The sequence below is a fragment of the Rhizobium sophoriradicis genome (genome assembly GCF_025200795.1).
Lineage (GTDB): Bacteria > Pseudomonadota > Alphaproteobacteria > Rhizobiales > Rhizobiaceae > Rhizobium > Rhizobium sophoriradicis.
This window is the reverse complement of sequence record NZ_CP104152.1, coordinates 1451814-1476197: the sequence shown is the minus strand read 5'-3', so window position 1 is coordinate 1476197 and position 24384 is coordinate 1451814. Positions and strand designations below refer to the sequence as shown.

Sequence of the window (24384 nt, the reverse complement as noted above, 5' to 3'; positions counted from 1 at the left end):
AATGACACGAGCGGAGACGGCTTCTTGGCAGCGGGCGAGACAAAACCTGTCATACTGTGGTTTCGCAAGGATTTGCGCCTTGACGACAACCAGGCTCTTGGGGCCGCTCATCGTTCCGGGCGACCGATCATCCCCCCTCTATATCCGCGAGCCGACGCCCGCGGGCACAGGTCCGCTCGGTGCCGCTCAGGCTTGGTGGCTGCATCATTCGCTGGAAGCGCTGGATATGTCGTTGCGCAAGCGGCAGGGACGGCTGGTGCTTGCAAGCGGCGAGGCGCTCGAGGTGCTGCGTGGCGTCATCAGGAAGAGCAGCGCAGACGCCGTTTACTGGAACCGGCGCTACGACCCGTCCGGAATGTCGATCGATGTTCGCATCAAGGCTGAACTGGAAGAGCAGGGGATCGAAGCAAGGAGTTTCACCGGCCAGCTGCCGCACGATCCGTGCCGGCTGGTGACCGGCAAGGGCACCCCCTACCGGGTCTACACGCCGTTCTGGCGCGCACTGGAGAGTGCCGGCGAACCAGAGCTGCCGCGGGATGCACCGGCCGAGCTCAAGCTTGCTTCACGGCTTCCTCTCTCGGAAGCACTGGACACCTGGAAACTCCTGCCGGCGAAGCCGGATTGGGCATCCGATTTCTCCGAGCTCTGGACACCGGGCGAACATGGCGCACAGGAGAGGCTATCGGGCTTCGTCGACGATATGCTCGGCGGCTATAGGGACAACCGCGACTATCCGGCGAAGCGGGCGACATCGATGCTGTCGCCGCATCTGGCGCTCGGCGAAATCTCCGCTGCCCGCATATGGGATGCGACACGCGGCCTGTCGAAAAGGGTGCCGGCGGCCGACATCATGCATTTCCGCAAGGAGATAGCCTGGCGTGAATTCTCCTATCATCTGCTCTATCATTTCCCACGCCTTGCGTCGGCCAACTGGAACGAACGTTTCGACGGCTTCGAATGGCGCAACGACGACGACGAATTCCGAGCGTGGCGCCGCGGCATGACTGGCTACCCCATCGTCGATGCCGGCATGCGTCATCTCCGGCGCCACGGCTGGATGCATAATCGCGTGCGCATGATCGCCGCCTCTTTCCTCGTCAAGGATCTGCTGATCGATTGGCGCTGCGGCGAGGCCTGGTTCCCGGATACGCTGGTCGATGCCGATCCGGCCAACAATGCCGCAAGCTGGCAATGGGTGGCGGGATCAGGGGCCGACGCTTCCCCGTTCTTCCGGATCTTCAATCCGGTGTTGCAGGGCGAAACCTTCGATCCCGAGGGCGACTATGTCGGGGCTTATGTACCGGAACTTCGGCGGCTCGGGCCAAAATACATCCACCGACCGTTCGAAGCGCCGAAACGCGTGCTCGATGCGGCCGGCATCATCCTCGGCCACACCTATCCGGCACCGATGGTCGACCATGGGAGCGCGCGCAACAGGGCGCTTGCCGCCTACGACGCAATAAGGGCCGCCTCGCGTACACATTGAATCTGCCCATCGACCGCTAGTTTTCAAGGACAAGGGCCGGAGGCCGCCCGACCACATCGTCACGGGTGTATCGTCGTCCCTAACCGGCAAAAAAATGCTGGAGGAGGAGAGATGAGCAAGGTGCAGGACTGGAATCTGCTGGCCCGCGACGCGGTGACGCTGACGGCCGAAAACGTATCCCGTCTGGCGAAGGGTCTACCATTCAAGGCGAAGCTGGCGCTACGCGGACTTCTGCGCATGCAGCACGGCTCGCTTGCCGTGACCCTGCCCGATGGCCGCAGGCTGCTGATCGAGGGCAGGCAGGCCGGGCCGAGGGCGGCCCTCAGCCTCAACAACTGGAACCTTGCTTACCGGGCGCTGACGAGCGGCACGATCGGGGTTGCCGAAACCTATATGGACGGTGACTGGGACAGTCCCGACATCGCGGCCTTCCTCGAACTTTTTCTTGTCAACGGTGAGGCCGCGCACAGCTATGCCCACGGCAAAAGCGGCGTCGGCCGCCTTGTCGAGCGTGTCCGCCACTGGATGAATACCAACACCAAGGCGGGCTCGAAACGCAACATCTCCGCACATTACGATCTCGGCAATGATTTCTACAGGCAATGGCTCGACCCGAGCATGACCTATTCCTCCGCACTCTATTCCACCGGCGCCAACGACCTGCAATCGGCGCAAAATGCCAAATACCGCGCGCTCGCCGAGGCGACCGGCATCAGGCCCGGGGATCACGTGCTGGAGATCGGCTGCGGTTGGGGCGGTTTTGCCGAATTCGCAGCCGGCGAGCTGGACTGCAAGGTCACCGGGCTGACGATCAGCCGGGAGCAGCTCGCCTATGCCGAAGCACGCATCGAAAAGGCAGGTCTTGGCGATCGCGTCGAATTTCGTTTTCAGGATTACCGTGATGAAGCCGGGCTCTACGACCGGATCGTCTCGATCGAAATGTTCGAGGCTGTCGGCGAAAAATATTGGCCGTCCTATTTCTCCAAGCTCCGGCAATGCCTGAAGCCGGGCGGCAAGGCCGGCCTGCAGATCATAACCATTCGGCCTGAAGCCTTCGACCAGTATCGCAGCAATCCCGACTTCATTCAGAAATACGTCTTTCCCGGCGGCATGCTGCCGACGCGCAACCACCTGGCCGAGCTCGCCGGCAGGGTCGACCTGTCACTGGTCAAGGACTTCAGCTTCGGGCTCGATTACGCCCGTACGCTTGCCGAATGGCGCGAGCGCTTCCGGTCGGTCTGGGAATGCATCCGCCCAATGGGTTTCGACGAGCGCTTCAAGCGCTTCTGGGAATTCTATCTTTTCTATTGCGAAGCCGGTTTCCGGGCCTGCAATATCGATGTGCGCCAGGTGGTGTTCTCGCGCAGCTGATCATTCCGCCGGATGCGGTGTCGCCGGATGGTGACCTGCCGATGACGGCCGTTCGCGCCAGCCGGTCAAGCGGTTCACCAGCGGGAAATAAGCCCCGTAGGGAAGCAGACGCGCAAGCTTCAGCATCGTGGTGAAGCGCCCGGGGAACGTGATCTCGAACGCCTGCGACTTCAAGCCGGCTGCGATCTGCCGGGCAGCCTCCTCGGGCGACACCAGCGCCGGCATCGGTAAGGCGCTCTTGCCTGTCGCCGGGCTATCGATGAAACCCGGGCTGACGAGCTGGATGCGGATGCCCAGTTTGTCGAGATCAAATTTGAGGCTTTCGGCCATGTTGATCAGCGCCGCCTTGGTGGCGCCATAGGCAGCCCCCGTCGGCAGGCCGCCATAGCCGGAAACGGAGGAGACGATGGCGATCTGCCCCTGCCCCTTCGCCTTCATATGGCGGATCGCCGGCAAGAGACAGTTGACGACGCCGGAAAGATTGACGGCGAAGCTCTTTTCGAAATCGGCGCGGTGCAGGTCCTCGGCATGAACAGGCAGATAGATGCCGGCATTGAGGATCGCCATGGCGAGCGTGCCGTGCTCGTATTCGATAGAGGCCATGGCATGTTCCATGTCCTCTGCATCGGTGACGTCGCCGTCGAGAACGACGATGCTGCCGTCAAGGCCGCTAGCCTCGGCCTGCAGTTCGACCAGTTTCTCATGGCTTTTGGCGGTGACGGCGACCTTGTATCCCTCGCCGGCGAGCTTCAGCGCAAGCGCCCGGCCGATGCCAGAACTCGCGCCCGAAATCCAGACGATTCCATGTTCGGGACGGGCGATGAAATCACGCATGACATGTCCTCCGGCTCTGCCTGACCAACACGACAACGGGTCCGGAAGTTATCATCTCCTCCCGGATTTACGGCTTTATCACACCATTGTGGCTGCTTTCAGCCGATCAGGTCGCCGATCATCTGACGAAGGGATCCGGTGAGCTTGACCGGCCCGTCGGAAACGGCAAAGGCGATGCAGGGCCTGGCCTTTTCGGCGACCGGGCGATGCTCGACCGTCTCGTCGGCGATGGAGATGTCACCGGGACCAAAACGGCCGCGTTCATCGTTGAAGGCGCCGTCGAGGATCAGGATCAGTTCCAGGCCTTTATGGGTGTGGGCCGGTAAGGCACGGCCCGGCCGGATCCACATCAGGCTGACCTCGCAACCTTCCATGTCGAACGAATAGTCCTTGAAGCCGGGCAAGCGCCTGCGCCAGGGCACATCCTCGGCTTCGAAGCCGAGGAGATCGCGCAAAGCCTGGGGAAACGGCGCCCTTTTGGCCACCTTTTTGGAAACATGGTATTCCGAAGCAGAAGGCATAGAGGAAAATATCGCCGCAAGCCGCTGGTCGCGATCGGCTATGGCGGCTTCCGGTGTGCTTTCAAGGGCTTCCCCGGCCAAAAGCTCGAGGCTGCTCACCAGGTATCGATTGTCCGGCTTCATTTGCAGATGGGATCGAACGAGCACCCGCGCCGGCTTGGGCAAGGAGCCGGCGACGTAATGCGCCATCAATGTGTCGATCGTATCGATCTGCTCGTGAACCATGTCGGTTTTGGTCACGCCCTATTGCTGCGCCCCGCTTCGCTTTGTCATCATCCGTACGGGTAAAGTCAACCTTCGGATCACCGCGCAACCGCCGGATGGCGGGTGATGGGCCTTTTCGGGCAGGGAAAGCGAAATTTTGTCGTGGCCGACAGCGGCATGGAATAGCATTTCTTGCCAACACAGCCTTGTGAACGGAAAAGACCGTTCTTAAAGTAAGAGTTCGAAAGAGGCAGATTCCATGACCTTCCATCCCTCCGTTCTCGAAGCCATCGGCAATACGCCCCTGATCAAACTCAAGGGCGCCTCGGCGGCAACCGGCTGCACCATTCTCGGCAAGGCAGAGTTCCTGAACCCCGGCCAGTCGGTCAAGGACCGTGCCGCGCTCTTCATCATCCGCGACGCCGAGCGGAAGGGGCTGCTTCGGCCCGGCGGCGTCATCGTCGAAGGCACGGCCGGCAATACCGGCATCGGCCTGACGCTGGTCGCCAAGGCCCTCGGCTACCGCACCGTCATCGTCATCCCGGAAACGCAGAGCCAGGAAAAGAAGGACGCGTTGAAACTGCTCGGCGCCGAACTCGTTGAAGTGCCCGCCGTTCCCTACAAGAACCCGAACAATTACGTGAAGGTGTCGGGGCGGCTTGCCGAACAAATGGCGAAGAGCGAGCCGAACGGAGCGATCTGGGCGAACCAGTTCGACAACGTCGCCAACCGGCAGGCGCATGTCGAGACGACCGCGCCGGAAATCTGGAAGGACACCGACGGCAAGGTCGACGGCTTTATCTGTTCCGTCGGCTCCGGCGGCACGCTGGCAGGTGTCGCGGCCGGCCTCAAGGCTTTCAACGCCGACGTCAAGATCGGTATCGCCGATCCCGACGGCGCCGCTCTCTATGAATTCTACCAGAACGGCACGCTGAAATCCGAAGGTTCATCGATCACGGAGGGCATCGGCCAGGGCCGCATCACCGCCAATCTCGAAGGCTTCACGCCGGACTTTTCCTATCGGATCTCCGATGCCGAATCCCTTCCCTATCTCTTCAATCTCGTCGAAAATGAAGGCCTGTGCCTCGGCGGCTCGACGGCGATCAATATTGCCGGCGCCGTCAATCTCGCCCGGGATCTCGGACCCGGTCACACGGTGGTGACAATCCTCTGCGACTACGGCAACCGCTATCAGTCGAAACTCTTCAACCCGGATTTTCTGCGGTCGAAGGGGCTGCCCGTTCCGGGCTGGATGGCTAGGTCCTCCGACATACACGTTCCCTACGAACCCGTGTGATACCCATGCCCGTCAATGCCCTCTATCGTGACGACTTCTATCTCTCGACATGCGAGGCGGTCGTCACCGCCGTTCACGACGACGGGGGCATCGAACTCGACCAGACCTGCTTCTATGCGGCGTCGGGCGGCCAGCCCGGGGACACCGGACAGCTTGAACGCGCCGACGGCAGCAAGATCGTGCTCGGCCAGACGAAACATGGCGCGAGCAAGGATATCATCATCCATGTGCCGCTCGACAATGAGCCGCAGCCTGAGATCGGCGAGACACTGGTGCTGCATGTCGATTGGCCGCGCCGCTACAGGCTGATGCGCATGCACACGGCTTGCCACCTGCTGTCGGTCATCTGCTCCTATCCGATCACCGGGGCCGCTGTCGGCGAGGAAGAAAGCCGCATCGACTTCGACATGAGCGAGACGATCGACAAGGACGAGGTCACGGCGAGGCTGATGGAACTGGTAGGCCAGAACCATCCGGTCTACCTGCAATGGATCACCGACGACGAGCTTGCGGCCAATCCTGATATTGTCAAATCGAAGAATGTGCGCCCGCCGATCGGTCTCGGTCGTGTCAGCCTCGTCTGCATCGGCGAAAACTCCTCGATTGACAGCCAGCCCTGCGGCGGCACACATGTCTCGGAAACGCAGGAAGTCGGCCAGATCCATATCGCCAAGATTGAAAAGAAGGGCAAGGAGAACCGGCGCTTCCGTATCCGCTTCGGCGCGCCCGGCGAAGAAGCCTGACAGGGGAGAGCATAATGACTGAGAGCAAGAGCCGTTTCGTCGTCTCCGCCGACTGGCTGCAGGCCGAGCTCGGCAAACCGGATCTGCGTGTGCTCGACGCATCCTTCTATCTGCCGGCGCAGAAACGCGATGCCGATGCCGAATATGCGGCCGGCCATATTCCCGGCGCCATCCGTTTCGATCAGGACAAGATCGCCGACCATTCGACGTCGCTGCCGCACACGATCCCCTCGCCCGACTATTTCGCCACCGAAGCCGGCCGCCTCGGCATCAGCGAGAACGATCGCATCGTCGTCTATGACGGCATCGGCCTGTTTGCCTCGCCGCGAGTGTGGTGGCTGTTCCGGGTGATGGGGGCAAAGAACGTCTTCGTGCTCGACGGCGGTCTCGACGGCTGGAAGGCCGAGGGGCGTCCGCTCGAAACGACGACGCCCGGCCATGCGCCGGCGACGTTTACGCCAAACTTTAATGCGAGCCGCGTGGTGACGCTCGATACCATGCGCGACATCGTCTCGAGCGGCGCGATGCAGATCGCCGATGCCCGCAGCGCCGGCCGCTTCGCCGCCACCGAGCCCGAGCCGCGGGCCGGCATGCGCTCCGGCCATATGCCCGGCGCCCGCAGCCTGCCCTCCGGCGTCTTTGCCTACCAGGGCCGGTTCAAATCATTGCCCGAACTCCGCCAGACGATCGAGGATGCCGGCATCGATCTTTCGAAGCCGGTCGTCACCTCCTGCGGCTCGGGAATCACGGCGGCGATCATCACGCTGGCACTGGAATCGCTCGGCCATCAGGATAACAAGCTTTACGACGGCTCGTGGAGCGAATGGGGAAGCCGTGACGATACGCCTGTCGTCACCGGCCCGCCGACGCCGGTCAAAGCTTGACCGCCATGGGAAAGACGCCCGCTTCGCTCAAGGCGCACATCACCCGTCTCGAAATGACGGCGCCACCAAAAGCCAGCCTGCCGGTGCCGGTCAATATCCAGACGGCGATCATGCGCGCGCCCGGCATCCCGCTGCCCTTCTACCGCTATCTCTACCGGCAGGTGGGCGCGCGCTGGCAGTGGGTGGACCGCCTGCGCATGAGCGACGAGCAACTGGCGGAAATGCTGAACGACAAGCGCAACAATATCAGCGTCCTCTATGTGAACGGCGCCCCGGCCGGCTTCTATGAATATTTCTGTGAGGACGAGGATACGATCGAACTCAGCCATTTCGGCCTGATCGAACATGCACTCGGCCTCGGCATCGGCAAGTGGTTTCTGCTGCAGGCGCTTTATGCCATCTGGTCGCTCAATCCGAAGCGGGTCACCACCACAACAAACAATCTCGACCACCCGCGCGCGCTGCAGCTCTACCAGATGTACGGCTTCTCCCCGGTCTCGACCGGCACCGGCATCGTCCGGCCGCTGAGTGACAAGGAGCTTCTGGAGCTGGCGCGGAAAAGTTGAGGATTATCGCGGACGCCGGACTTCATGCTGACAGTGTCTGTCAGCAGCGGTGTAGATAATCCGTAAGCCGCCGGTTTCTGAACCCGCCGCCATCTCACCATAGAGCCCTGCTATTCTGCCGTTGGCTGGGCCTCAATCCAATCCGATCGGAGCAGGTCCCGAGATGAAGCCGCACCACCGCATTTTCTTCATCCAGTTTGCTGTCGCCCTTTCCGTGGGTGCCTTCCTATCGCGATTGCCTGATCTTCAGCGCAAGTTCGGTCTCACCGAGGGCGAACTCGGGCTTTTGCTCGCTATCATGTCATTGGGGGTTCTTTGCGGGCTGACATTTTCGGTGAGGATCATCGAGAGGTTCGGTGCGCGCGCCACAGCTTTCGTCACGGTGTTCGGTGCATCCTTGTTTTTGTCGCTGATCTCCTGGATGCCTTCAGCGCTCTCGGCAATGCCTCTGTTCTTCATCACCGGTCTTTTCACCGGGGCGTTCGAGATCAATGCCAATATCGAAACCGACCGACACGAGGCTCTGCTTGGTTACCGCATCATGAGCCGCGCTCATGGCATGTGGAGCCTCGGTTTCTGCATGACTGCCCTTATCGCCGCCGGCATGCGGCAAGCCGCCGTCTCCATCGAACTCCACACCTTCTTCGTCCTCCTGACCGTCCTCATTTCAGGTTCCGTCGTTTTCTCGAAGATCGAGAACGCGCCTCCTCGGCAGGACGCGCACTCCGGAGAAATCCCGCTCATCGCTTTTCCCACAATGGGGCTGTTGTCCCTTTGCCTGATAGGCGCAGCGCCACTTTTGGCTGAAGGCGCGAGCGTCGACTGGTCAGCGATCTATATGCGTGACGTCTTTGCGGCCGAACCCTTCATCGGCGGGCTCAGCGTGACGATATTCTCCCTGTGCATCGCCATCGGACGGCTCGCAATGGACCCTGTGATCGACCGCTTCAACCCACACCCGGTCGCAATAGTCCTTCTCGGAATCGTCGTCGTCGGGCTTGTTATGGTCGCGACAGCGGCACATCCGGCCACAGCACTCATAGGCTTCGGTCTGACCGGCATCGGCTGCTCATCGGTCTATCCGCTTGCCATCTCGGCTGCGGCCCGCCGCACGGACCGGCCGGCTCCGGTTAACGTCGCGGCCCTTGGGCAGACGACCTTCCTCGTGTTTTTCGCCGGCCCGCCCCTGCTTGGTTTTATTGCCGAATATTTCGGCATCCGCATGTCCTACTGGGTGGTGGTCCCCGTAATGGTCACCGCGCTTCTTGTCATCAAGGCGCTTTCCGCGGTTCCGATGCCGGCCACAGCAGAGCCGCAACCTGTGCAGACCAACGGTTGATACACCGGATGTGCTGCGGTGCTGGGCTTCAGGGTCGGATCGCTCGCGCGGGAAAAAGCAGCTAACGCCGCGTCAGGCTGCTTGGTCGGCGTGGATCATTGCGGCGCTCGAAGTCGAGCGTACGGCCCGACAGCTCCCTAAGTTCCGCCACCTCCCGGCGCAAGGCCCTGAGTTCCTCCAATATTTCGGCGTTCTGCTGCGCCAGCAGCACCAAATCGACTTCAGCCATGGCAACTCTCCTTTGACGATGCAGCGTGGCAAGAAACGGGTGGCTTATACAATGATGCGGATGCATTTCATGGCAACCACAAAGGAGATTTGCCATGACCGCCATTCGCTTTGCCGCCATGCCGACCATCGACGCCGAGCATCTCTGGAGCGGCGGCCGCGATGCTTACGACAGACTGCCCGAGACGATCATTTCCGACGGCCCGGGTCATCCCTGCCGCCACTGCCTTGAGAATATCGATGAGGGCGAGGAACTGCTGGTTTTCGCTTATCGGCCATTCCCGGAGTTGCAGCCCTATGCCGAAACCGGCCCGATCTTCCTGCACAAGCGGCCTTGCAAACGCTATGCTGCCGAGGAGATCCTGCCGCCGGTGTTGGCGACGAGTCCGGACTTTATTCTCCGCGGCTACAATGAAGACAACCGCATCGTTTATGGCACCGGCGCGGTGACCGTGATCGGCGAGATCGCAGCCTATGGCGAAAAGCTGCTGGCACGGCCGGACGTCGCCTATGTCCATGTGCGTTCGGCACGCAACAACTGCTTTCAGTGCCGGATTGACACGATAGAGGCGCCGGCCCTTGCGGAAATCGGTGCCTTGACCTGACCTTGAGTGAGGAAGCTTACGCTACGTTCAGCACGCTGTCGGGCGCGAAGGCTTCGTAGCCGAGGGCTTCGGCGACCGGCTTGCTGGTAATGCGGCCCTTATGCACATTGAGGCCGTTTCTCAGGTGCTTGTCTTCGGCAATGGCGCGCAGGCCGCGATCGGCGAGCGCCAGGCCATGAACCAGCGTGGCGTTGTTCAGCGCGTGCGCCGAGGTGACGGGCACAGCGCCCGGCATGTTGGCGACGCAATAATGCACCACGCCGTCGACCTCATAGGTCGGATCGGAATGGGTCGTCGCATGCGAGGTCTCGAAGCAACCGCCCTGGTCGATGGCGACGTCGACGATGACGGAGCCCTTCTTCATGCCGGACAGCATTTCGCGCGTGACGAGCTTCGGGGCAGCGGCCCCGGGAATGAGCACGGCGCCGATGACGAGGTCGGCCGAGAAGACCTCCTCCTCCAGTGCCTGGATGCTGGAATAACGGGTGTGCACACGGCCCGCAAAAATGTCGTCGAGCTGGCGAAGGCGCGGCAGCGATTTGTCGAGAATGCTGACATCGGCGCCGAGGCCGGCGGCCATTCTGGCGGCGTGCAGGCCGACAACGCCGCCGCCGATGACGGCGACCTTGGCCGGCAGCACGCCGGGTACGCCGCCGAGCAGGACGCCGAGACCGCCATTGGCTTTCTGCAACGCGGTGGCTCCCGCCTGGATCGACAGGCGTCCTGCCACTTCCGACATCGGCGCCAGCAGCGGCAGGCCGCCGCGCTCGTCGGTCACCGTCTCATAGGCGATCGCGGTGACGCCGGAGGCGATCAGACCCTTGGTCTGTTCGGGGTCGGGTGCCAGATGCAGATAGGTATAGAGAAGCTGACCGTCGCGCAGCTGCGCCCATTCGGCGGGCTGCGGCTCCTTCACCTTGACGATCATGTCGCACTTTTCGAAGATATCCTTGGCGGAGGCGGCGATCTTCGCGCCAGCCGCCGCGTAGGCGGCGTCATCGGCGCCGATGCCGGCGCCCGCCTTGGTCTCTACCCAGACCTCGTGGCCATGGGCGACGTATTCGCGCACCGAGGCCGGCGTCAGGCCGACACGATATTCATGGTTCTTGATTTCCTTCGGGCAACCGACACGCATTGGCGTTCCTCTCCATTTCCTCTCCGCAGCCGCGGATCTCCTCGGACGATGAATCCAACCACCAAGGGCGTGAAATGTCCTTGCAAAGACGATTTGCGCGGAAGGGATTTTTCGGCGATTGTTGCGTGTATCTCCCTTTTCTTCGAAGGTTCTGCGAATGACTAATCTCGACACCATCGATCTTGCGATTCTCAAGGTCTTGCAGGCCAATGCCCGGATCACCAACGCCGAGCTTGCCGAAAAGATCGGGCTGTCGCCTTCGGCCTGTTCGCGCCGGCTCGACATCCTCGAAAGAAGCGGTGTCATCGGCGGCTATCATGCGCGGCTTTCGCACAAGGCGCTCGATTACAAGATGATCGCCATCGTGCATATCTCGCTGTCCGGCCAGTTCGCCAAAACGCTGGCGGAATTCGAAGCCGCTGTGAAACTCTGCCCAAACGTGCTCGTCTGCTACCTGATGTCCGGCGAATACGACTATATCCTCAGGGTCGCCGCCCGCGATCTCGAGGATTACGAGCGCATCCATCGCGACTGGCTGTCGGCGCTTCCGCATGTGGTCAAGATCAATTCGAGCTTCGCACTCAGAGAAATCATCGACAGGCCGAATGTGGGACTTTGAGGCCTTGCTTATTTGCCGAAACGCTGCCCAGACTTTCGGGGCTCGCGGACGTTTTCCCCTTTACGGCATACCATGACATCGAAGACCCACGGTTATATTTTCGCCCTGCTGGCGACCACCATCTTCTCTTTGCAGGACGCCATCTCGAAACATCTGGCATCGACTTATCCGCCGATCTTCGTGACGATGATCCGCTACTGGGCCTTCGCGCTGTTCACGATCGTCCTCGCTTCGAAAATACGCGGTGGCCTCCAGGCGACGGCCCGCACAAAACGTCCGCTTCTTCAGGTGGTTCGCGGCGCGCTGCTGGCCGTCCAGGTGGTTCTGGCCATCACCTGCTTTGCCGTAATCGGCCTTGCCCGCTCGCAAGCGATCTTTTCCGCGACGCCGATCCTGATCGCGCTGCTGTCGATGCCGATCCTCGGCGAGCGGGTCGGATGGCGACGGTGGACGGCGATCGGCGTCGGGCTTTGCGGGGTGCTGCTGATCCTGAAGCCGGAAGGCGAGTTTTTCGACGTAAAATTGCTTCTCGCCATTCTTTCCTGCTTCAACTTCGCCTTCTACGTCATCGCCACCCGTTTCGTCAGCCGCGACGATTCGTCGATGACCAGCTTCTTCTATACCGGCGTTATCGGCGGCATCACGATGACGCTCGTCGGCCCGTTCTACTGGAGCTGGATGTCGCCGGGCGACTGGGGCTGGATGGCGCTCGTCTGCATCACCAGCATTTCCAGCCACTATTTCCTGATCCGCGCCTACGATGTTCTCGATGCCGCCGCCGTCCAGCCGCTGACCTATCTCTCGCTGGTCTATGCCTCGATCATTGGTGTGACGATCTATGACGAAACGCTCAGTCTCAACATGATCATCGGCTCGATCATCGTCGTTGCCGCCGGCATCTTCACCATCTGGCGCGAACATGTGGTGGGGCGCAGGGCGGCGGCCGCCAATTGAAATTTCACTGCAATTTTACTCAAGCCCCTAAAACGATTTCAATTTTCCGGCGCTATGCTGCCCTCGCGATCAAGGGGAACAGTATGAGCAGCAACTTGAAAATCACGGCGCGGAAGGCCGATCGGAAGAATTGCCGCGTCTTCGGCAATGTGAAATATCTGAACAGCCAAGTGGATGTCCGAATTCTCAACCTGTCAGTGACCGGCGCCGCGCTGGAGACGAAGACGCCGCTCCATGCCGCTTCCGGCAGCAAGGTGCGCATCGAAGCCGAAAACCTCGGAATGCTCGAGGGCATCATCCGCTGGAAGCACAATGGCCGCGTCGGCATCCAGTTCGACGTGAATTCGAATGCGCGGGCGCAGGTCTCCTCCTATTTCCGCTTCTTCCATCAGGAAATACGCCCTGTGCTGGCGGTGCGCCAACTGAGAGCCGCTACCAACGTCGAGCGCCCGCCTCGTTCGGCGACGTTGACGCTGAAGTCTTAGGGCTGCACCGCTTCAGCGGCAAAGGAACGGCTGACATCGTTCCAGGAGTGCTACTGGTCGACGTCGAACGCAACAAGAGCCTTGCGTCTGCCGCAGGCTAAGGTCGATGGTCCCGATGTCGATGGCGCCACCCGATGACGACCCTGTTCATGATCCCGCCCTCGATGGATTTGAGCCGGAGTGCCGCACTATACATTGCATTTTCAGATCGCGCCGCCCTTGCTAGCCATTGTTTTGCCGTCCTGTCATTTTGGCAGTGTACTCCTCACCAAATCGTCCGTAATTCTGACGGGCCGGACGATGCATGATCCCATAGGAGAGTTCCATGTCTTCCATTTTTGATGTCGGTCTCATGAGCCGCCGTTCCCTGCTTGGCGGTCTCGCCGCGACTTCCGCCCTGGTGCTGCTGCACCCTTTCAGCGCCCGTGCCAACGCCAATCAGGCGCATCTGCGGCTGATGGAAACGACCGACATTCACGTCAACGTCTTCCCTTATGACTATTACGCCGACAAGCCGAACGACACGATGGGCCTGTCGCGCACCGGAACGATCATCGACAATATCCGTGCCGAGGCGGCCAACTCGCTGTTGATCGACAATGGCGACGTGCTGCAGGGCAATCCGATGGGCGACTACATGGCCTATCAGCACGGCATGAAGGACGGCGACGTCCATCCCGTGATCAAGGCGATGAACACGCTCGGCTATACGGTCGGCACGCTCGGCAATCACGAGTTCAATTACGGCCTCGACTTCATGTTCAAGGTCCTGTCCGGCGCGAACTTCCCCTTCGTCTGCGCCAACCTGACCAAGGGCCAGCTCGCCTCGGATCCCAAGCAGGACGATCTCTTCTTCAAACCTTACATCATTGTCGAAAAGCAGATCAAAGACGGTGCTGGCAAGGAGAGCCCTGTCAAGATCGGCTTCATCGGATTCGTACCGCCGCAGATCATGCTCTGGGACATCAAGAACCTCGAAGGCAAGGCGCAGACCCGCGATATCGTGGAGGCCGCCAAGGCTTGGGTTCCCGCCATGAAGGAAGCCGGCGCCGATATCGTCATCGCGCTCTCCCATTCCGGCATCGACGGAGCAGCACCGTCCGAAAAGATGGAAAATGCCTCGCTGCATCTTGCCGCCGTCGAAGGCATCGACGCGATCTTCACCGGCCACCAGCATCTCGTCTTCCCCGGCCCGAAGAGCTGGGACGGCATCGCCAATGCCGATCCCGTCAAGGGCACGCTGCACGGCAAGCCCGCCGTGATGGCCGGCTTCTGGGGTTCGCATCTCGGCCTCATCGACCTGCTGCTCGAGAAGGACGGCAACAGCTGGAAGATCGTCGATTTCACCTCGGAAGCGCGGCCGATCTACCATCGCGACGACAAGAAGAAAGTGGTCGCTGACTACGCCGACAAGAAGGACGTGGTCGAAGCCGCCAAGGCCGAGCACGAGGCGACGCTCGCCTATATCCGCACGCCAGTCGGCAAGACCTCCGCACCGCTCTATTCCTATTTCGCGCTGGTCGCCGACGATCCTTCAGTGCAGGTCGTCAGCCAGGCGCAGACCTGGTACATCAAGCAGATGCTGGCCGACACCGAGTACAAGGATCTGCCGGTGCTTTCGGCCGCAGCTCCCTTCAAGGCCGGCGGCCGCGGCGGCGCCGACTATTATACCGATTTCCCGGCCGGCGATATCGCCATCAAGAACGTCGCCGACCTCTATCTTTATCCGAACACCGTGCAGGCTGTCGCAATCACAGGCGCCCAGGTGAAGAACTGGCTGGAAATGTCGGCCGGCATGTTCAATCACATTGACGCCGGCGCGAAGGACGCGCCGCTGCTCAATACCGACTTCCCGTCTTACAATTTTGACGTGATCGACGGCGTTACATACCAGATCGACCTGTCGCAGCCGCCGAAATATGATTCGTCCGGCAAGGCGATCAATCCGGATGCCAACCGCATCCAGAACCTCGCTTTCGACGGCAAGCCGATCGATCCGGCCCAGAAGTTCGTCGTCGTCACCAACAATTACCGCGCCGGCGGCGGCGGCAGTTTCCCGGAGATCGCCGCCGACAAGGTGATCTTCCAGGCGCCGGACACCAACCGCGACGTCATCGTCCGCTACGTCCACGAGCAAGGCACGATCAATCCGTCGGCCGATGCGAACTGGACCTTCAAGCCGCTGCCGGGCACGACGGCGACCTTCGAAAGCGGCCCGAAGGCGAAGCAGTTCCTCGCTGCGGTCAAGAGCGTCAAGATCGAGGAGGCCGGCGACGGGGCCGACGGCTTCTCGAAATTCAGGCTGGTACTTTAAGCAAAAGTATACCGACGAAGGCGCGGCTCCGCGCCTTCGTCATTCGGCCGCGAGCGGTGGAGCGGTGTCCCGCAGTTCCGCCATCTCAGCATGAAAATCGGCCTGGTTCGGGCAATAGGAAAGCCGCGTGCGGAAGGCATCGATCATCCAGCTGGCGGCCGGTCCGGGCGGGTTGGCGAGCTGGCGCATCGAATAGATGCCATACTCACCCTGTTCATAGGCATCCAGGTCGAGGTGGATGAGCGCGCCGCTGCGCAGATCGTCATGGATGATGGACGCCGGAAGACCACCCCAGCCAAGGCCGGCCTTGATCAGCTGGTGCTTTGTCGCAATGTCGCTGACGCGCCACGTCTTGTAGGACAGAACGTTGAAATCCCGCCCCTTTGTGCGGCCCGACGCGTCGGTGACGACGAGCTGCACTTCCTCGCGCACGTCGCCGAGCGTGAGCGGCCGGTCGATCACGGCAAGCGGGTGGTTGGGCGCGGCAACGGGCAGCATGAAGGAATGGCCGATCCGTTCCGTGACCATCGAATCGTCCGGCTTGAGCACCGCGCCGCCGATGCCGATCGTTGCCTTGCCGCTCAGAACGAGATCCATGACCATTCCGAGTTCACCGACATTGAGGTTCAACGAAACGGTCGGGTATCTTTCGCGGAATTCGTGCAGCACGTCCACGACCGCCTGCGATGGCACCATGACGCTGATGGCGACGGAAACCTCGGCTTCGAGGCCCTCCCTCAGGCTCTTGACGCGCGCCCGCATGACCTGAAGGTCGCCGAGAATGCGACGCGCATCCTCGAGCATCGCCTTGCCCGCCTCGGTCAGCTTGGGTTGGCGCGCGCCGGACCGCTCGAAAAGCGGCATTTCAAGCTGCGCTTCCAAATTGGCGATCGTATAGCTGACGACCGACTGTGCCCGGTTCAGCGCCCGCGATGCGGCCGAAAAGCTGCCGGTTTCGGCAACGGTCAAAAACACCTGCAACTGGTCCAAAGTCGGGTTCGGAAGCATCTTCCATCCATTCCATCGATAATTTCGATCGACATTATCACCGTTTTTTCGATAGCGGGCCAGACTTATTTTCCTCCTCGACACCGCCGGCTCACCTCCCAGCAACGAGCCGTCAAATTCATTCGAAAGGAAATGCAGCATGTCGTCCATCCTTCTTCTAACGTCCAGCCCGCGCGCTGAGTCGCTCTCGACCCCGATCGCCGCTGATCTCGCCGAAAAGCTGAAGAACCAGAAGCCGGGCAGCGTCGTCGTTCGCCGCGACCTGGCAACCAACCCGCTGCCGCATATCGATGACCTCTTCACCGGCGCCATCCGCAAGCCGGCCGAGGCCCGCACGGCGGAAGAAGCCGCCGCCGTCAAAACCTCCGACGAACTCGTCAACGAACTCTTTGCCGCCGACACCATCGTCATCAGCACCGGGCTCATCAACTTCAACATCTATTCGTCGCTGAAGACCTGGATCGACAACGTCGCCCGCGCCGGCCTGACCTTCAAATACACGGAAAGCGGTCCGGTCGGCCTGCTCACCGGCAAGAAGGTCTATGTGGTTCTGGCCTCCGGCGGCGTCTATTCGCAGGGACCGGCTGCTCCCTTGAACCATGCCGTGCCGTACCTGAAGTCGGTTCTCGGCTTCCTCGGCATCACTGACATTGAGACGATCTATGTCGAGGGCCTGGCTTTCGGCCCGGAAGCTGCGGAAAAGGCCATCGACGCCGCCAAGTCGCGCGTCGAGGAAATCGCGCTCGCAGCCTGATCGGCTCTTCAATGTTTCGTGGACGGCCGGCCTTCGCCGGCCGTTCCTTATTTGTCGATGCCGACGAAATTGCGCATCATCTCGAGGATCTCGTCCGACAGCGCCTCATCAGAGGGGCACTTATTCTGGTTTACGCAACACCTCAAACCAACAATCAACCGATCGCATTGATCGGAGGATCGGCCGGCTTACCCGAGTTCACCACGCCGGAGCGGCCGACGACGCAATTGCGGCCGCTCTTCTTTGCCGCGTAAAGGCGGCCGTCGGCAGCCGACAGCACCGTGGTGAAACTGGTGCCGTCCTCGTCGGCGGTCGCAACGCCGATAGAGACGGTGACAGGACTGCCATCCGGCGTCTTGACGCTGGTCGCGATCGTCCAACGCAGACGCTCGGCTAGCAACAGTCCTTCCTCATGGTTCGTGCCCGGGCAGACGGCGACGAACTCCTCGCCGCCGAAGCGGAAGATGCGGTCGCTGGAACGCAGCGTCGTGCCGAGCCGGGCGGCGATCAACTTCAGCACCGCGTCACCCTGGAGATGACCGTAACCATCATTGACGTCCTTGAAGTGATCGGCGTCGATAATGAGAACGGTCGCAGACAGCCCCTGCCGCAGCGCCTCGCGCACCATCAGCGGCGCCTCCAGCTCCATGCGCGTGCGGTCATAGACGCCGGTCAGCATATCGCGGCCGGTGCGCTCCAGAAGATCATTGTAGCGCTCGCGGAATGTCAGATCGCCGAAGACATCGCTGATCGAGCGCGCGGCGGCGTCGGCGCCAAGGCGGCGGATACGATATTCATAGATCGCAAACATTGCCCCATAAAGGCAGACGGCGAACATCTTCGCCTTCCAGCCGCCCCAGAACACGGCGACGGGTACATCTAGGAAATAATGCAGCGCGGCGAAGAAGCCGACCTGGTCGAAAGTCAGCAGCACGAAGCCGGAGATCATGAAACGCAGCACGACGCGCCGACGGAAGAAATCGCCAAGCTTTTCGTAAAGCAGGATGATGCCGAGCGAATCGACATAGAGCAGCGCCGTGCCCCAGATCATCAGCCAGCCCATCTCCTTCAGAAAATCGACGTCGGGCGTCTGGTCTGACGATAGTTGCAGCGGATGGTGCAGTTGCAGCACCCAGGCGATGCCGACGGTAAGCAGGTTGCCGAGGAACAGACCGTAGATCGGCTGGCGCACCGCCGCGGCATCCTCCCACAGGTATAACATCAGGATCATCATCAGCTTGCCGGAGAAGAAGACGGATGAACCCGGCGACACATCCCCGAACGGCAGCGAGACGTAAAAGACCGCCGCCAGATAGGTCTCCATGAAATGCATGACGCCGAGCGCCGTCAGGAAGACCCCGAGACCGAGCCGATGGCGGAAGTGCAGAAGCGTCACCATCAGAACGAAATAGGCGACGGCTTCGACGACGAAGAGAACGAGGTTGAGCGCCTCCATTACGACACCTCGGCTGCTGGCCGGCGCCGCGCCAATGCGGCGATCGCAGCTGCGATTCCTTTGATCGATCGTCCGAGAAAGTCAAACACGATGGCGTCCTGCAAATCCTGCAGGCCATAGCTTTCACCGCAATACTTTAAGATTACGTGAGCGCGTTCTCATATTTGGGATGAACGCTCAAGTCATACGATTGAAAAGCAAGGAATTTCTGCCGGCGCCCCGAGTCGGAACAGATCGCACCTTCAGACCTGGCGAAGCTTCTCGCCATCGCCGAAGAGCGATGGGCCATGCTGGTCGATGATCTGTTGCGCCTTGCGCACCGTGCACTCGATCGCGTCGTCGGAGGAAGAGAAAAGATCGGCGCGGATGAAATTGCGCACCAACACCTCGTCACCGACCTTCTTTTCGATGCGGCCGGCCAGACGGTATTGGCTGCCTTCCTTACGTGGCTCCGCATAGATCGTGCAATCGCCGTAAAGCTGCGGCTCGCCGGAGGGGCCTGTCGCCTCCGAAGCGGCCTTGCCGCCGGAGAACATCGAAAAGAGATTTGAAAGGAACGAAGCCATGATCCGTCTCTAACACGGCGGTATCGCGCTCGCCAAGTCAAATGATCAGACTGGCGAGGATCTCGTTTTCGGTAATATCCTCGTAACCCATGCCGGCTGCTTCGAAATTTCCGATCAGCCGGGCGAAATTCTCCGGCGCCTTGGTTTCGATGCCGATCAGGATCGAGCCAAAATTGCGCGCCGATTTCTTCAGATATTCGAAGCGGGCGATATCGTCGTCGGGGCCGAGCAGATTGAGGAAATCCCTGAGCGCGCCGGGACGCTGGGCAAGCCTGAGGATGAAGTATTTCTTCAGCCCCGCGTAACGCATGGCTCTTTCCTTTACGTCAGGCAGGCGCTCGAAATCGAAATTGCCGCCGGAGACGACCGCAACGATGGTCTTGCCGCGGATCGCATGGGGATCCATCGCGGCGATCGCCGTCAGCGACAGGGCGCCCGCCGGCTCCAGCACGACGCCCTCGACATTCAGCATCTCCTGAATGGTGACGCAGATGGCGTTCTCCGGCATCAGTTGCACTTGGCTTGCCGGAAAATCGCGCAGAACCGCGAAATTCAGGTCGCCGATCCGGGCGACGGCTGCGCCGTCGACAAAGTTGTCGACCTTGGCAAGCGTCGTCACCTGACCCGCCTCGATGCTGCGCCTGAGGCTCGGCGCGCCAGCGGGCTCGGCAAAGACAAAGGCCGATTTCGGCACAACGCCTTCGAGATAACCGGTAATACCGGCGGCAAGCCCGCCGCCGCCGACCGGCAGCACGACCATATCAGGCACCGCTCCATCAGGCAGCTGCTGCATGATTTCGGCGGCGACGGTCGCCTGCCCCTCGATGATATCGGCGTGATCGAAGGGCGGCACCATGACGCCGCCGATCGCCTCGACGTGGTCACGCGCGGCCTGGTAGCACTGGTCGAAGAAATCGCCGAACAGCCGGATGGTTATGAATTCGGCGCCAAACATGCGGGTCTTGTCGATCTTCTGCTGCGGCGTCGTCACCGGCATGAAGACGACGCCCGGCACGCCGAAATGGCGGCAGACATAGGCGAAGCCCTGGGCGTGATTGCCGGCCGAGGCACAGACGAAGGTCTTGCCTGAAGCACCCTCCCCGATCGCCTTGCGGAAGAAATTGAAGGCGCCGCGGATCTTGTAGGAGCGCACCGGCGACAGATCCTCGCGCTTCAGCCAGATATCGGCGCCGTAGCGGGCGGAGAGATGGTCATTGAGCTGCAGGGGCGTCGCCGGGAAAAGGCTGCGCATTGCCGCTTCGGCGCTTTCGACTTCAAGTCTTGTCACGGGCGTGGTCCATTCCTAAAGATTAACCGCCGCCGCTATGGCACAGGCCGGCCGGCAAAAGAAAGCCGGCTCCCGCCATTTCCGGTTCGCTGACCGAGCCGCTCATCTCCTGATGCCCGTTCCGGCCTCGGGAAGCGTTTCTTAAGCCAATCGCAAAATCGGCGGCAGATGAATTGATTTTAACTGTCAATGCAAAGGCCTGCCACTTATATGGAGCGATGATGATCGTCAAATTCACAAGACCGCTCGCGTGGCTGCTGCTCGCCTTGATCCTCTTTGTCACGGTTTCGCCGATCGGGCTGAGACCGCATACGGTCACGAGCGTCGATACGGACCGTGGCGGCGCCTATGTTCTCCTCGGCCTCGCCTTCGCGCTCGCCTATCCCAGACAGTGGAAACTGGTTGCCGTGCTGCTAATAACGGGCGCCGTCGCCATCGAATATCTGCAATACTTCACGCCGACCCGCCATCCGCGCCTGCATGACGCCGGCGTCAAGGCGATGGGCGCGGCCCTCGGGTTGCTGGCCGGCTGGGTGATCAACAGGTGGCGAGAAACCAGGGCGGCGAACACGCTTCCCTTTGCAGAACGCTGATTGGACCGGATCAGAAACCCGGCAACTCCGCTGCCCAGAAAATCAATGGTATCGCAGCCATCGCAGTTGCGAAAACAAGTGCGACGCTGGTCTTGAAGATTCGGATGCGCCGGACCTTGGTCCCGCTCCAATCGTAAACCATCGTCTTACTCCCACAAGACAACACTTACTCGCTCGTTGCGCGCAATACTTGCACCGAAAATGCCATTGTCAAGCAATAACGCGCTTTTCTGTACAAAATACAGCATTCTCATACAGGATTATGAAGGTGGTGCGGGCGACGGGGATCGAACCCGTATAGCCTAAGGCCGAGGGATTTTAAGTCCCTTGCGTCTACCAGTTTCGCCACGCCCGCTTGCGGCGTTTTCAATATCTTGCGTCATCGGCGATGGGAAGAGCCGCCGGTAAAAATCCCGCATCGATTGCGGGCCGCGTTGAGGAAGTCCGGCCGCATTCTGCAAGGGCAAGCACAAATACGCCACCGCCGCGAGGAACTCCGTGTTCAACGAGGCGAAAATTCACCTGCTGTTTCGTTCAGCAAAATTGACGCATGGGCTGGTGGTTTGCAAAGCCCCCGAAGGGCGCTACCTATTGACCAGCCTCACATCACGGAACACCCCATGAGCCATGACACCGTCGTCACCGCCGCCATGCTCGCCATCGGCGACGAACTTCTTTCCGGCCGCACCAAGGACAAGAATATCGGTCATCTCGCCGAGCTGCTCACCCTTTCCGGCATCGATCTCAAGGAGGTGCGCATCGTCGCCGACGACGAAGAGGCGATCGTCGAGGCGCTGAATGCGCTTCGCGCTCGATATGATTACGTTTTCACCTCTGGCGGCATCGGGCCGACGCATGACGACATCACCGCCGATGCCATCGCCAAGGCGTTCGGCCTGCCCTGCGAGCATGACGAGGCGGCGATGACGCTGCTGGCCGAGATGTATCGCCGCCGCGAGATGGAATTCACCGAGGCGCGCCAGCGCATGGCGCGCATGCCGCGCGGGGCGGCCCATATCGCCAATCCAGTCTCGACCGCGCCGGGCTTCATCATCGGCAATGTCTATGTCATGGCCGGCGTGCCGCAGGTTTTTCAGGCGATGGTCGACAATGTGCTGCCGACGCTTCGAACCGGCACGCCGGTGCTGTCGCTCGCGATCGCCTGCCCTTACGGCGAAGGCGATATCGGCACACCGCTTGCCGCCATCCAGAAAGCTCATCCGGACACCAGCATCGGCTCCTACCCCAGATATATCGGCCAGAAATTCTCGACCGAGATCGTCGTGCGCGGCCGCGCGCAGGCGGCAATCGATGCGGCCGGCGCCGAGGTGCATGCGATGATCGACGCCATCCGCCGGAAAAAGGAGGTCACTGAGAACCATTCCGCCGAGGCGTGAGGACAGTACGGGAACTGGCCATCCTTGATATCGGTCAAGGAACAGGAGAAAGGTCGGTGCATTCCATCGCTGGCGTCAGCCATTTCAGCGCAAGGAGAATTGATATGTCTTACAAAACCATTCTCGCCATTCTCGATACGAGAGACAATAGCGCCGCCGTTGCCGATTTCGCCTTTGCCATTGCCGCCGAAAACGGCGCTCATGTGATCGGACTGCACGCCGAAAATATCTCCGCCGTGCCGCTGGTGGCGCCGATGGAAATTCCTGATCCCGTCGCCGTGCAGGCGCTGCAGGATATGGCGCATGGCGAAACGACCGCCATCGAGGCCATATTCCGCGCCAAGGCGCAGGCCGCCGGCGCCTCCTCCGAATGGCGCAGCTTCGCCACCTCGACCGGCTACGGTTCGGCGCCGCTGATCGACAGCGCGCGCAGCGCCGATCTCTTGATCGCTTCGCAGGCCGACCCGGCCAACCCGTCCGACAGCCATGTCGATCTCGACAGTTTTCTCTTTGAAACCGGCCGGCCGGTGCTGATGATCCCCTATATCATCCGACAGCCGAAGCCAATCAAACGCGTGCTGATCGCCTGGAACGGCTCGAAGGAGGCGGCGCGCGCAACCTTCGACGCGCTGCCGTTCCTGAAGGCGGCCGAGGCGGTGGAGATCTTTTCGGTCGATCCGGCCGAGACGGCGCCGCATTCATCGCTGACCCCGGGCGCCGAGATCGCCGCGGGACTTGCCCGCCACGGCGTGAAGACGACGCTTTCGACGGCCCGAAGCGTGGACAGAAACACCTCGCATGTCATCGAAAACCGGCTGTCGGACGACAGCATCGACCTCCTGGTCATGGGCGCGCATACGCATTCATGGCTGTGGCAGATGATCTTCGGCGGCACGACGAAGAGCTTGCTGCAATCGATGACGGCGCTGACGCTGTTGTCGCGATGACTGCCTGCCGCAAGGATCGGCGCTCTTGCCTTTTTCCGGCAAATCCCGCTAATTGCAGCGACCGATGAGGGCTTCGAGCCTCGGCCGATTTCGCGCAGTTCCGGCTTGCGCGATTTCTTGTTTTGCCGATCGCCGCTGCAAGCCCGTCCGGTCGCCGGCAAACGGCGTGTCATCTCTATCATGCCGCGGAGCAGCCCGATGTCCCTTCCCGATAAAGCCTTTCCCGTTTCCTGGGATCAGTTCCACCGCGATGCGCGCGCCCTTGCCTGGCGGCTTGCCGGCCTCGACCAGACGTTCAAGGCGATCGTCTGCATCACCCGCGGCGGCCTTGTTCCGGCTGCGATCATCTCGCGCGAATTGAACATCCGCCTGATCGAAACCGTCTGCATCGCCTCCTATCATGACTATGCCAACCAGGGCGACATGGTGCTGCTCAAGGGAATTGCGCCCGAGCTTGCGGAAAACGGCGGCGAAGGCGTGCTGGTCGTCGACGACCTCACCGATACCGGCAAGACCGCCGCGCAGGTGCGCACCATGCTGCCGAAGGCGCATTTCGCCTGCGTCTATGCCAAGCCGAAGGGCGTGCCGACCGTCGACACCTTCATCACCGAGGTGAGCCAGGATACCTGGATCTATTTCCCCTGGGACATGGGCTTTACCTATCAGGAGCCGATCGCCAAGGGCGCCCGCTGACCACCACGAATAGGAGGGCGCCGGCATCGTCGCCGGCGCAGTTGGACACCCCTAATTTTTCCGGCGAATCGCCATGCGCATTTGCGGTGGAAATGCC

The 24384-nt window shown here is 61.1% G+C and carries 25 protein-coding genes, 1 tRNA gene and 1 pseudogene; 17 read left to right on the top strand and 10 right to left on the bottom strand.

The window, feature by feature from the left end; translation table 11 throughout:
• Positions 1 to 24 precede the first annotated feature (24 nt).
• Both N2597_RS07340 and N2597_RS07335 read left to right on the top strand, forming a co-directional pair.
• A pseudogene (locus N2597_RS07340) lies at positions 25 to 1486 on the top strand (cryptochrome/photolyase family protein).
• Between the two features lie 111 nt (positions 1487 to 1597).
• Positions 1598 to 2857 (top strand): SAM-dependent methyltransferase, encoded by a 1260-nt coding sequence (locus N2597_RS07335; RefSeq protein WP_096764075.1) that lies wholly within the window; start codon positions 1598 to 1600, stop codon positions 2855 to 2857.
• Here N2597_RS07335 and N2597_RS07330 read toward each other — a convergent pair whose 3' ends face one another.
• On the bottom strand, positions 2858 to 3691 hold the full coding sequence (locus N2597_RS07330) for an SDR family NAD(P)-dependent oxidoreductase (RefSeq protein WP_096764076.1): 834 nt from the start codon (positions 3689 to 3691) through the stop codon (positions 2858 to 2860).
• Positions 3692 to 3789: 98 nt separating this feature from the next.
• Positions 3790 to 4452 carry a ChrR family anti-sigma-E factor gene (locus tag N2597_RS07325; protein WP_341356231.1) on the bottom strand — a complete coding sequence of 221 codons (663 nt, stop codon included), beginning with the start codon at positions 4450 to 4452 and terminating at the stop codon, positions 3790 to 3792.
• A 223-nt stretch (positions 4453 to 4675) separates the two neighbouring features.
• On the opposite strand from N2597_RS07325, the gene N2597_RS07320 reads away from it, so the two are divergent.
• From N2597_RS07320 to N2597_RS07300, 5 genes are all read left to right on the top strand, one after another.
• Positions 4676 to 5713: a cysteine synthase A gene (locus tag N2597_RS07320; RefSeq protein ID WP_009996396.1), complete on the top strand. Its 1038-nt coding sequence runs from the start codon at positions 4676 to 4678 to the stop codon at positions 5711 to 5713.
• Between the two features lie 5 nt (positions 5714 to 5718).
• Positions 5719 to 6456, top strand: a complete 738-nt coding sequence (locus tag N2597_RS07315) for an alanyl-tRNA editing protein (protein ID WP_009996397.1) — start codon at positions 5719 to 5721, stop codon at positions 6454 to 6456.
• A 14-nt stretch (positions 6457 to 6470) separates the two neighbouring features.
• Positions 6471 to 7340 (top strand): 3-mercaptopyruvate sulfurtransferase, encoded by an 870-nt coding sequence (sseA, locus tag N2597_RS07310; RefSeq protein WP_183596602.1) that lies wholly within the window; start codon positions 6471 to 6473, stop codon positions 7338 to 7340.
• Between the two features lie 5 nt (positions 7341 to 7345).
• Entirely contained in the window at positions 7346 to 7906 is a 561-nt protein-coding gene (locus N2597_RS07305) for a GNAT family N-acetyltransferase (RefSeq protein WP_096764078.1), read from the top strand.
• 163 nt (positions 7907 to 8069) lie between these two features.
• On the top strand, positions 8070 to 9245 hold the full coding sequence (locus N2597_RS07300; protein WP_183596605.1) for an MFS transporter: 1176 nt from the start codon (positions 8070 to 8072) through the stop codon (positions 9243 to 9245).
• A 61-nt stretch (positions 9246 to 9306) separates the two neighbouring features.
• Here the strand turns inward: N2597_RS07300 and N2597_RS07295 are convergent, their stop codons facing one another.
• Positions 9307 to 9594 (bottom strand): hypothetical protein, encoded by a 288-nt coding sequence (locus N2597_RS07295; RefSeq protein ID WP_406549635.1) that lies wholly within the window; start codon positions 9592 to 9594, stop codon positions 9307 to 9309.
• Here N2597_RS07295 and N2597_RS07290 point away from each other — a divergent pair.
• Entirely contained in the window at positions 9569 to 10078 is a 510-nt protein-coding gene (locus tag N2597_RS07290) for a DUF1203 domain-containing protein (protein WP_183596608.1), read from the top strand. The genes N2597_RS07295 and N2597_RS07290 overlap by 26 nt on opposite strands.
• A gap of 16 nt (positions 10079 to 10094) precedes the next feature.
• Here the strand turns inward: N2597_RS07290 and ald are convergent, their stop codons facing one another.
• Entirely contained in the window at positions 10095 to 11213 is a 1119-nt protein-coding gene (gene ald / locus N2597_RS07285) for an alanine dehydrogenase (protein ID WP_183596611.1), read from the bottom strand.
• A 157-nt stretch (positions 11214 to 11370) separates the two neighbouring features.
• On the opposite strand from ald, the gene N2597_RS07280 reads away from it, so the two are divergent.
• The 4 genes from N2597_RS07280 (at position 11371) to N2597_RS07265 (ending at position 15585) form a co-directional block, all read left to right on the top strand.
• Positions 11371 to 11832, top strand: coding sequence for an Lrp/AsnC family transcriptional regulator (locus N2597_RS07280; RefSeq protein ID WP_183596614.1), 462 nt, complete (start codon positions 11371 to 11373; stop codon positions 11830 to 11832).
• Positions 11833 to 11904: 72 nt separating this feature from the next.
• Positions 11905 to 12786, top strand: a complete 882-nt coding sequence (locus N2597_RS07275; RefSeq protein ID WP_183596617.1) for a DMT family transporter — start codon at positions 11905 to 11907, stop codon at positions 12784 to 12786.
• Positions 12787 to 12869: 83 nt separating this feature from the next.
• Complete coding sequence (locus N2597_RS07270; protein ID WP_038688423.1) at positions 12870 to 13271, top strand: PilZ domain-containing protein; 402 nt, start codon at positions 12870 to 12872, stop codon at positions 13269 to 13271.
• Between the two features lie 325 nt (positions 13272 to 13596).
• The gene (locus N2597_RS07265; RefSeq protein ID WP_183596621.1) at positions 13597 to 15585 is read left to right on the top strand and encodes a bifunctional 2',3'-cyclic-nucleotide 2'-phosphodiesterase/3'-nucleotidase; all 1989 of its coding nucleotides are present in this window, start codon (positions 13597 to 13599) and stop codon (positions 15583 to 15585) included.
• A gap of 39 nt (positions 15586 to 15624) precedes the next feature.
• On the opposite strand, the gene N2597_RS07260 is transcribed toward N2597_RS07265, so the two are convergent.
• The gene (locus N2597_RS07260) at positions 15625 to 16593 is read right to left on the bottom strand and encodes a LysR family transcriptional regulator (protein WP_106795648.1); all 969 of its coding nucleotides are present in this window, start codon (positions 16591 to 16593) and stop codon (positions 15625 to 15627) included.
• 139 nt (positions 16594 to 16732) lie between these two features.
• Here N2597_RS07260 and N2597_RS07255 point away from each other — a divergent pair, with 139 nt between their 5' ends.
• Positions 16733 to 17347 carry an FMN-dependent NADH-azoreductase gene (locus N2597_RS07255; RefSeq protein WP_039619307.1) on the top strand — a complete coding sequence of 205 codons (615 nt, stop codon included), beginning with the start codon at positions 16733 to 16735 and terminating at the stop codon, positions 17345 to 17347.
• Between the two features lie 154 nt (positions 17348 to 17501).
• Here the strand turns inward: N2597_RS07255 and N2597_RS07250 are convergent, their stop codons facing one another.
• The 4 genes from N2597_RS07250 to N2597_RS07235 form a co-directional block, all read right to left on the bottom strand.
• Positions 17502 to 18803 carry a GGDEF domain-containing protein gene (locus N2597_RS07250; RefSeq protein ID WP_183596624.1) on the bottom strand — a complete coding sequence of 434 codons (1302 nt, stop codon included), beginning with the start codon at positions 18801 to 18803 and terminating at the stop codon, positions 17502 to 17504.
• A 242-nt stretch (positions 18804 to 19045) separates the two neighbouring features.
• Positions 19046 to 19369 (bottom strand): HlyU family transcriptional regulator, encoded by a 324-nt coding sequence (locus tag N2597_RS07245; RefSeq protein WP_096770377.1) that lies wholly within the window; start codon positions 19367 to 19369, stop codon positions 19046 to 19048.
• 37 nt (positions 19370 to 19406) lie between these two features.
• Positions 19407 to 20657 (bottom strand): threonine ammonia-lyase, encoded by a 1251-nt coding sequence (gene ilvA / locus N2597_RS07240; RefSeq protein ID WP_183596627.1) that lies wholly within the window; start codon positions 20655 to 20657, stop codon positions 19407 to 19409.
• A gap of 22 nt (positions 20658 to 20679) precedes the next feature.
• On the bottom strand, positions 20680 to 20889 hold the full coding sequence (locus N2597_RS07235) for a hypothetical protein (protein WP_158775536.1): 210 nt from the start codon (positions 20887 to 20889) through the stop codon (positions 20680 to 20682).
• Between N2597_RS07235 and N2597_RS07230 the strand changes: the two genes are divergently transcribed.
• Positions 20876 to 21250: a VanZ family protein gene (locus N2597_RS07230; RefSeq protein ID WP_106795544.1), complete on the top strand. Its 375-nt coding sequence runs from the start codon at positions 20876 to 20878 to the stop codon at positions 21248 to 21250. The genes N2597_RS07235 and N2597_RS07230 overlap by 14 nt on opposite strands.
• Positions 21251 to 21519: 269 nt before the next feature.
• Here N2597_RS07230 and N2597_RS07225 read toward each other — a convergent pair.
• A tRNA-Leu gene (locus N2597_RS07225) sits at positions 21520 to 21605 on the bottom strand.
• 265 nt (positions 21606 to 21870) lie between these two features.
• Here N2597_RS07225 and N2597_RS07220 point away from each other — a divergent pair.
• From N2597_RS07220 to gpt, 3 genes are all read left to right on the top strand, one after another.
• Positions 21871 to 22647, top strand: coding sequence for a competence/damage-inducible protein A (locus N2597_RS07220; RefSeq protein WP_097665411.1), 777 nt, complete (start codon positions 21871 to 21873; stop codon positions 22645 to 22647).
• A gap of 104 nt (positions 22648 to 22751) precedes the next feature.
• A complete protein-coding gene (locus tag N2597_RS07215) occupies positions 22752 to 23594 on the top strand; it encodes a universal stress protein (protein ID WP_183596630.1) in 843 nt (280 codons plus the stop codon).
• Positions 23595 to 23792: 198 nt separating this feature from the next.
• Entirely contained in the window at positions 23793 to 24287 is a 495-nt protein-coding gene (gpt, locus tag N2597_RS07210) for a xanthine phosphoribosyltransferase (protein WP_183596633.1), read from the top strand.
• The last annotated feature ends 97 nt before the right edge of the window (positions 24288 to 24384 follow it).

Excerpts from the sequence above, each read along its gene's own strand:
- N2597_RS07335 (WP_096764075.1), top strand. The coding sequence starts at position 1,598 with ATGAGCAAGGTGCAGGACTGGAATCTGCTGGCCCGCGACGCGGTGACG.
- N2597_RS07330 (WP_096764076.1), bottom strand. The coding sequence starts at position 3,691 with ATGCGTGATTTCATCGCCCGTCCCGAACATGGAATCGTCTGGATTTCG.
- N2597_RS07320 (WP_009996396.1), top strand. The coding sequence starts at position 4,676 with ATGACCTTCCATCCCTCCGTTCTCGAAGCCATCGGCAATACGCCCCTG.
- N2597_RS07315 (WP_009996397.1), top strand. The coding sequence starts at position 5,719 with ATGCCCGTCAATGCCCTCTATCGTGACGACTTCTATCTCTCGACATGC.
- sseA (WP_183596602.1), top strand. The coding sequence starts at position 6,471 with ATGACTGAGAGCAAGAGCCGTTTCGTCGTCTCCGCCGACTGGCTGCAG.
- N2597_RS07305 (WP_096764078.1), top strand. The coding sequence starts at position 7,346 with ATGGGAAAGACGCCCGCTTCGCTCAAGGCGCACATCACCCGTCTCGAA.
- N2597_RS07300 (WP_183596605.1), top strand. The coding sequence starts at position 8,070 with ATGAAGCCGCACCACCGCATTTTCTTCATCCAGTTTGCTGTCGCCCTT.
- N2597_RS07290 (WP_183596608.1), top strand. The coding sequence starts at position 9,569 with ATGACCGCCATTCGCTTTGCCGCCATGCCGACCATCGACGCCGAGCAT.
- N2597_RS07295 (WP_406549635.1), bottom strand. The coding sequence starts at position 9,594 with ATGGCGGCAAAGCGAATGGCGGTCATGGCAAATCTCCTTTGTGGTTGC.
- ald (WP_183596611.1), bottom strand. The coding sequence starts at position 11,213 with ATGCGTGTCGGTTGCCCGAAGGAAATCAAGAACCATGAATATCGTGTC.
- N2597_RS07280 (WP_183596614.1), top strand. The coding sequence starts at position 11,371 with ATGACTAATCTCGACACCATCGATCTTGCGATTCTCAAGGTCTTGCAG.
- N2597_RS07275 (WP_183596617.1), top strand. The coding sequence starts at position 11,905 with ATGACATCGAAGACCCACGGTTATATTTTCGCCCTGCTGGCGACCACC.
- N2597_RS07270 (WP_038688423.1), top strand. The coding sequence starts at position 12,870 with ATGAGCAGCAACTTGAAAATCACGGCGCGGAAGGCCGATCGGAAGAAT.
- N2597_RS07265 (WP_183596621.1), top strand. The coding sequence starts at position 13,597 with ATGTCTTCCATTTTTGATGTCGGTCTCATGAGCCGCCGTTCCCTGCTT.
- N2597_RS07260 (WP_106795648.1), bottom strand. The coding sequence starts at position 16,593 with ATGCTTCCGAACCCGACTTTGGACCAGTTGCAGGTGTTTTTGACCGTT.
- N2597_RS07255 (WP_039619307.1), top strand. The coding sequence starts at position 16,733 with ATGTCGTCCATCCTTCTTCTAACGTCCAGCCCGCGCGCTGAGTCGCTC.
- N2597_RS07250 (WP_183596624.1), bottom strand. The coding sequence starts at position 18,803 with ATGGAGGCGCTCAACCTCGTTCTCTTCGTCGTCGAAGCCGTCGCCTAT.
- N2597_RS07245 (WP_096770377.1), bottom strand. The coding sequence starts at position 19,369 with ATGGCTTCGTTCCTTTCAAATCTCTTTTCGATGTTCTCCGGCGGCAAG.
- N2597_RS07230 (WP_106795544.1), top strand. The coding sequence starts at position 20,876 with ATGATGATCGTCAAATTCACAAGACCGCTCGCGTGGCTGCTGCTCGCC.
- N2597_RS07220 (WP_097665411.1), top strand. The coding sequence starts at position 21,871 with ATGAGCCATGACACCGTCGTCACCGCCGCCATGCTCGCCATCGGCGAC.
- N2597_RS07215 (WP_183596630.1), top strand. The coding sequence starts at position 22,752 with ATGTCTTACAAAACCATTCTCGCCATTCTCGATACGAGAGACAATAGC.
- gpt (WP_183596633.1), top strand. The coding sequence starts at position 23,793 with ATGTCCCTTCCCGATAAAGCCTTTCCCGTTTCCTGGGATCAGTTCCAC.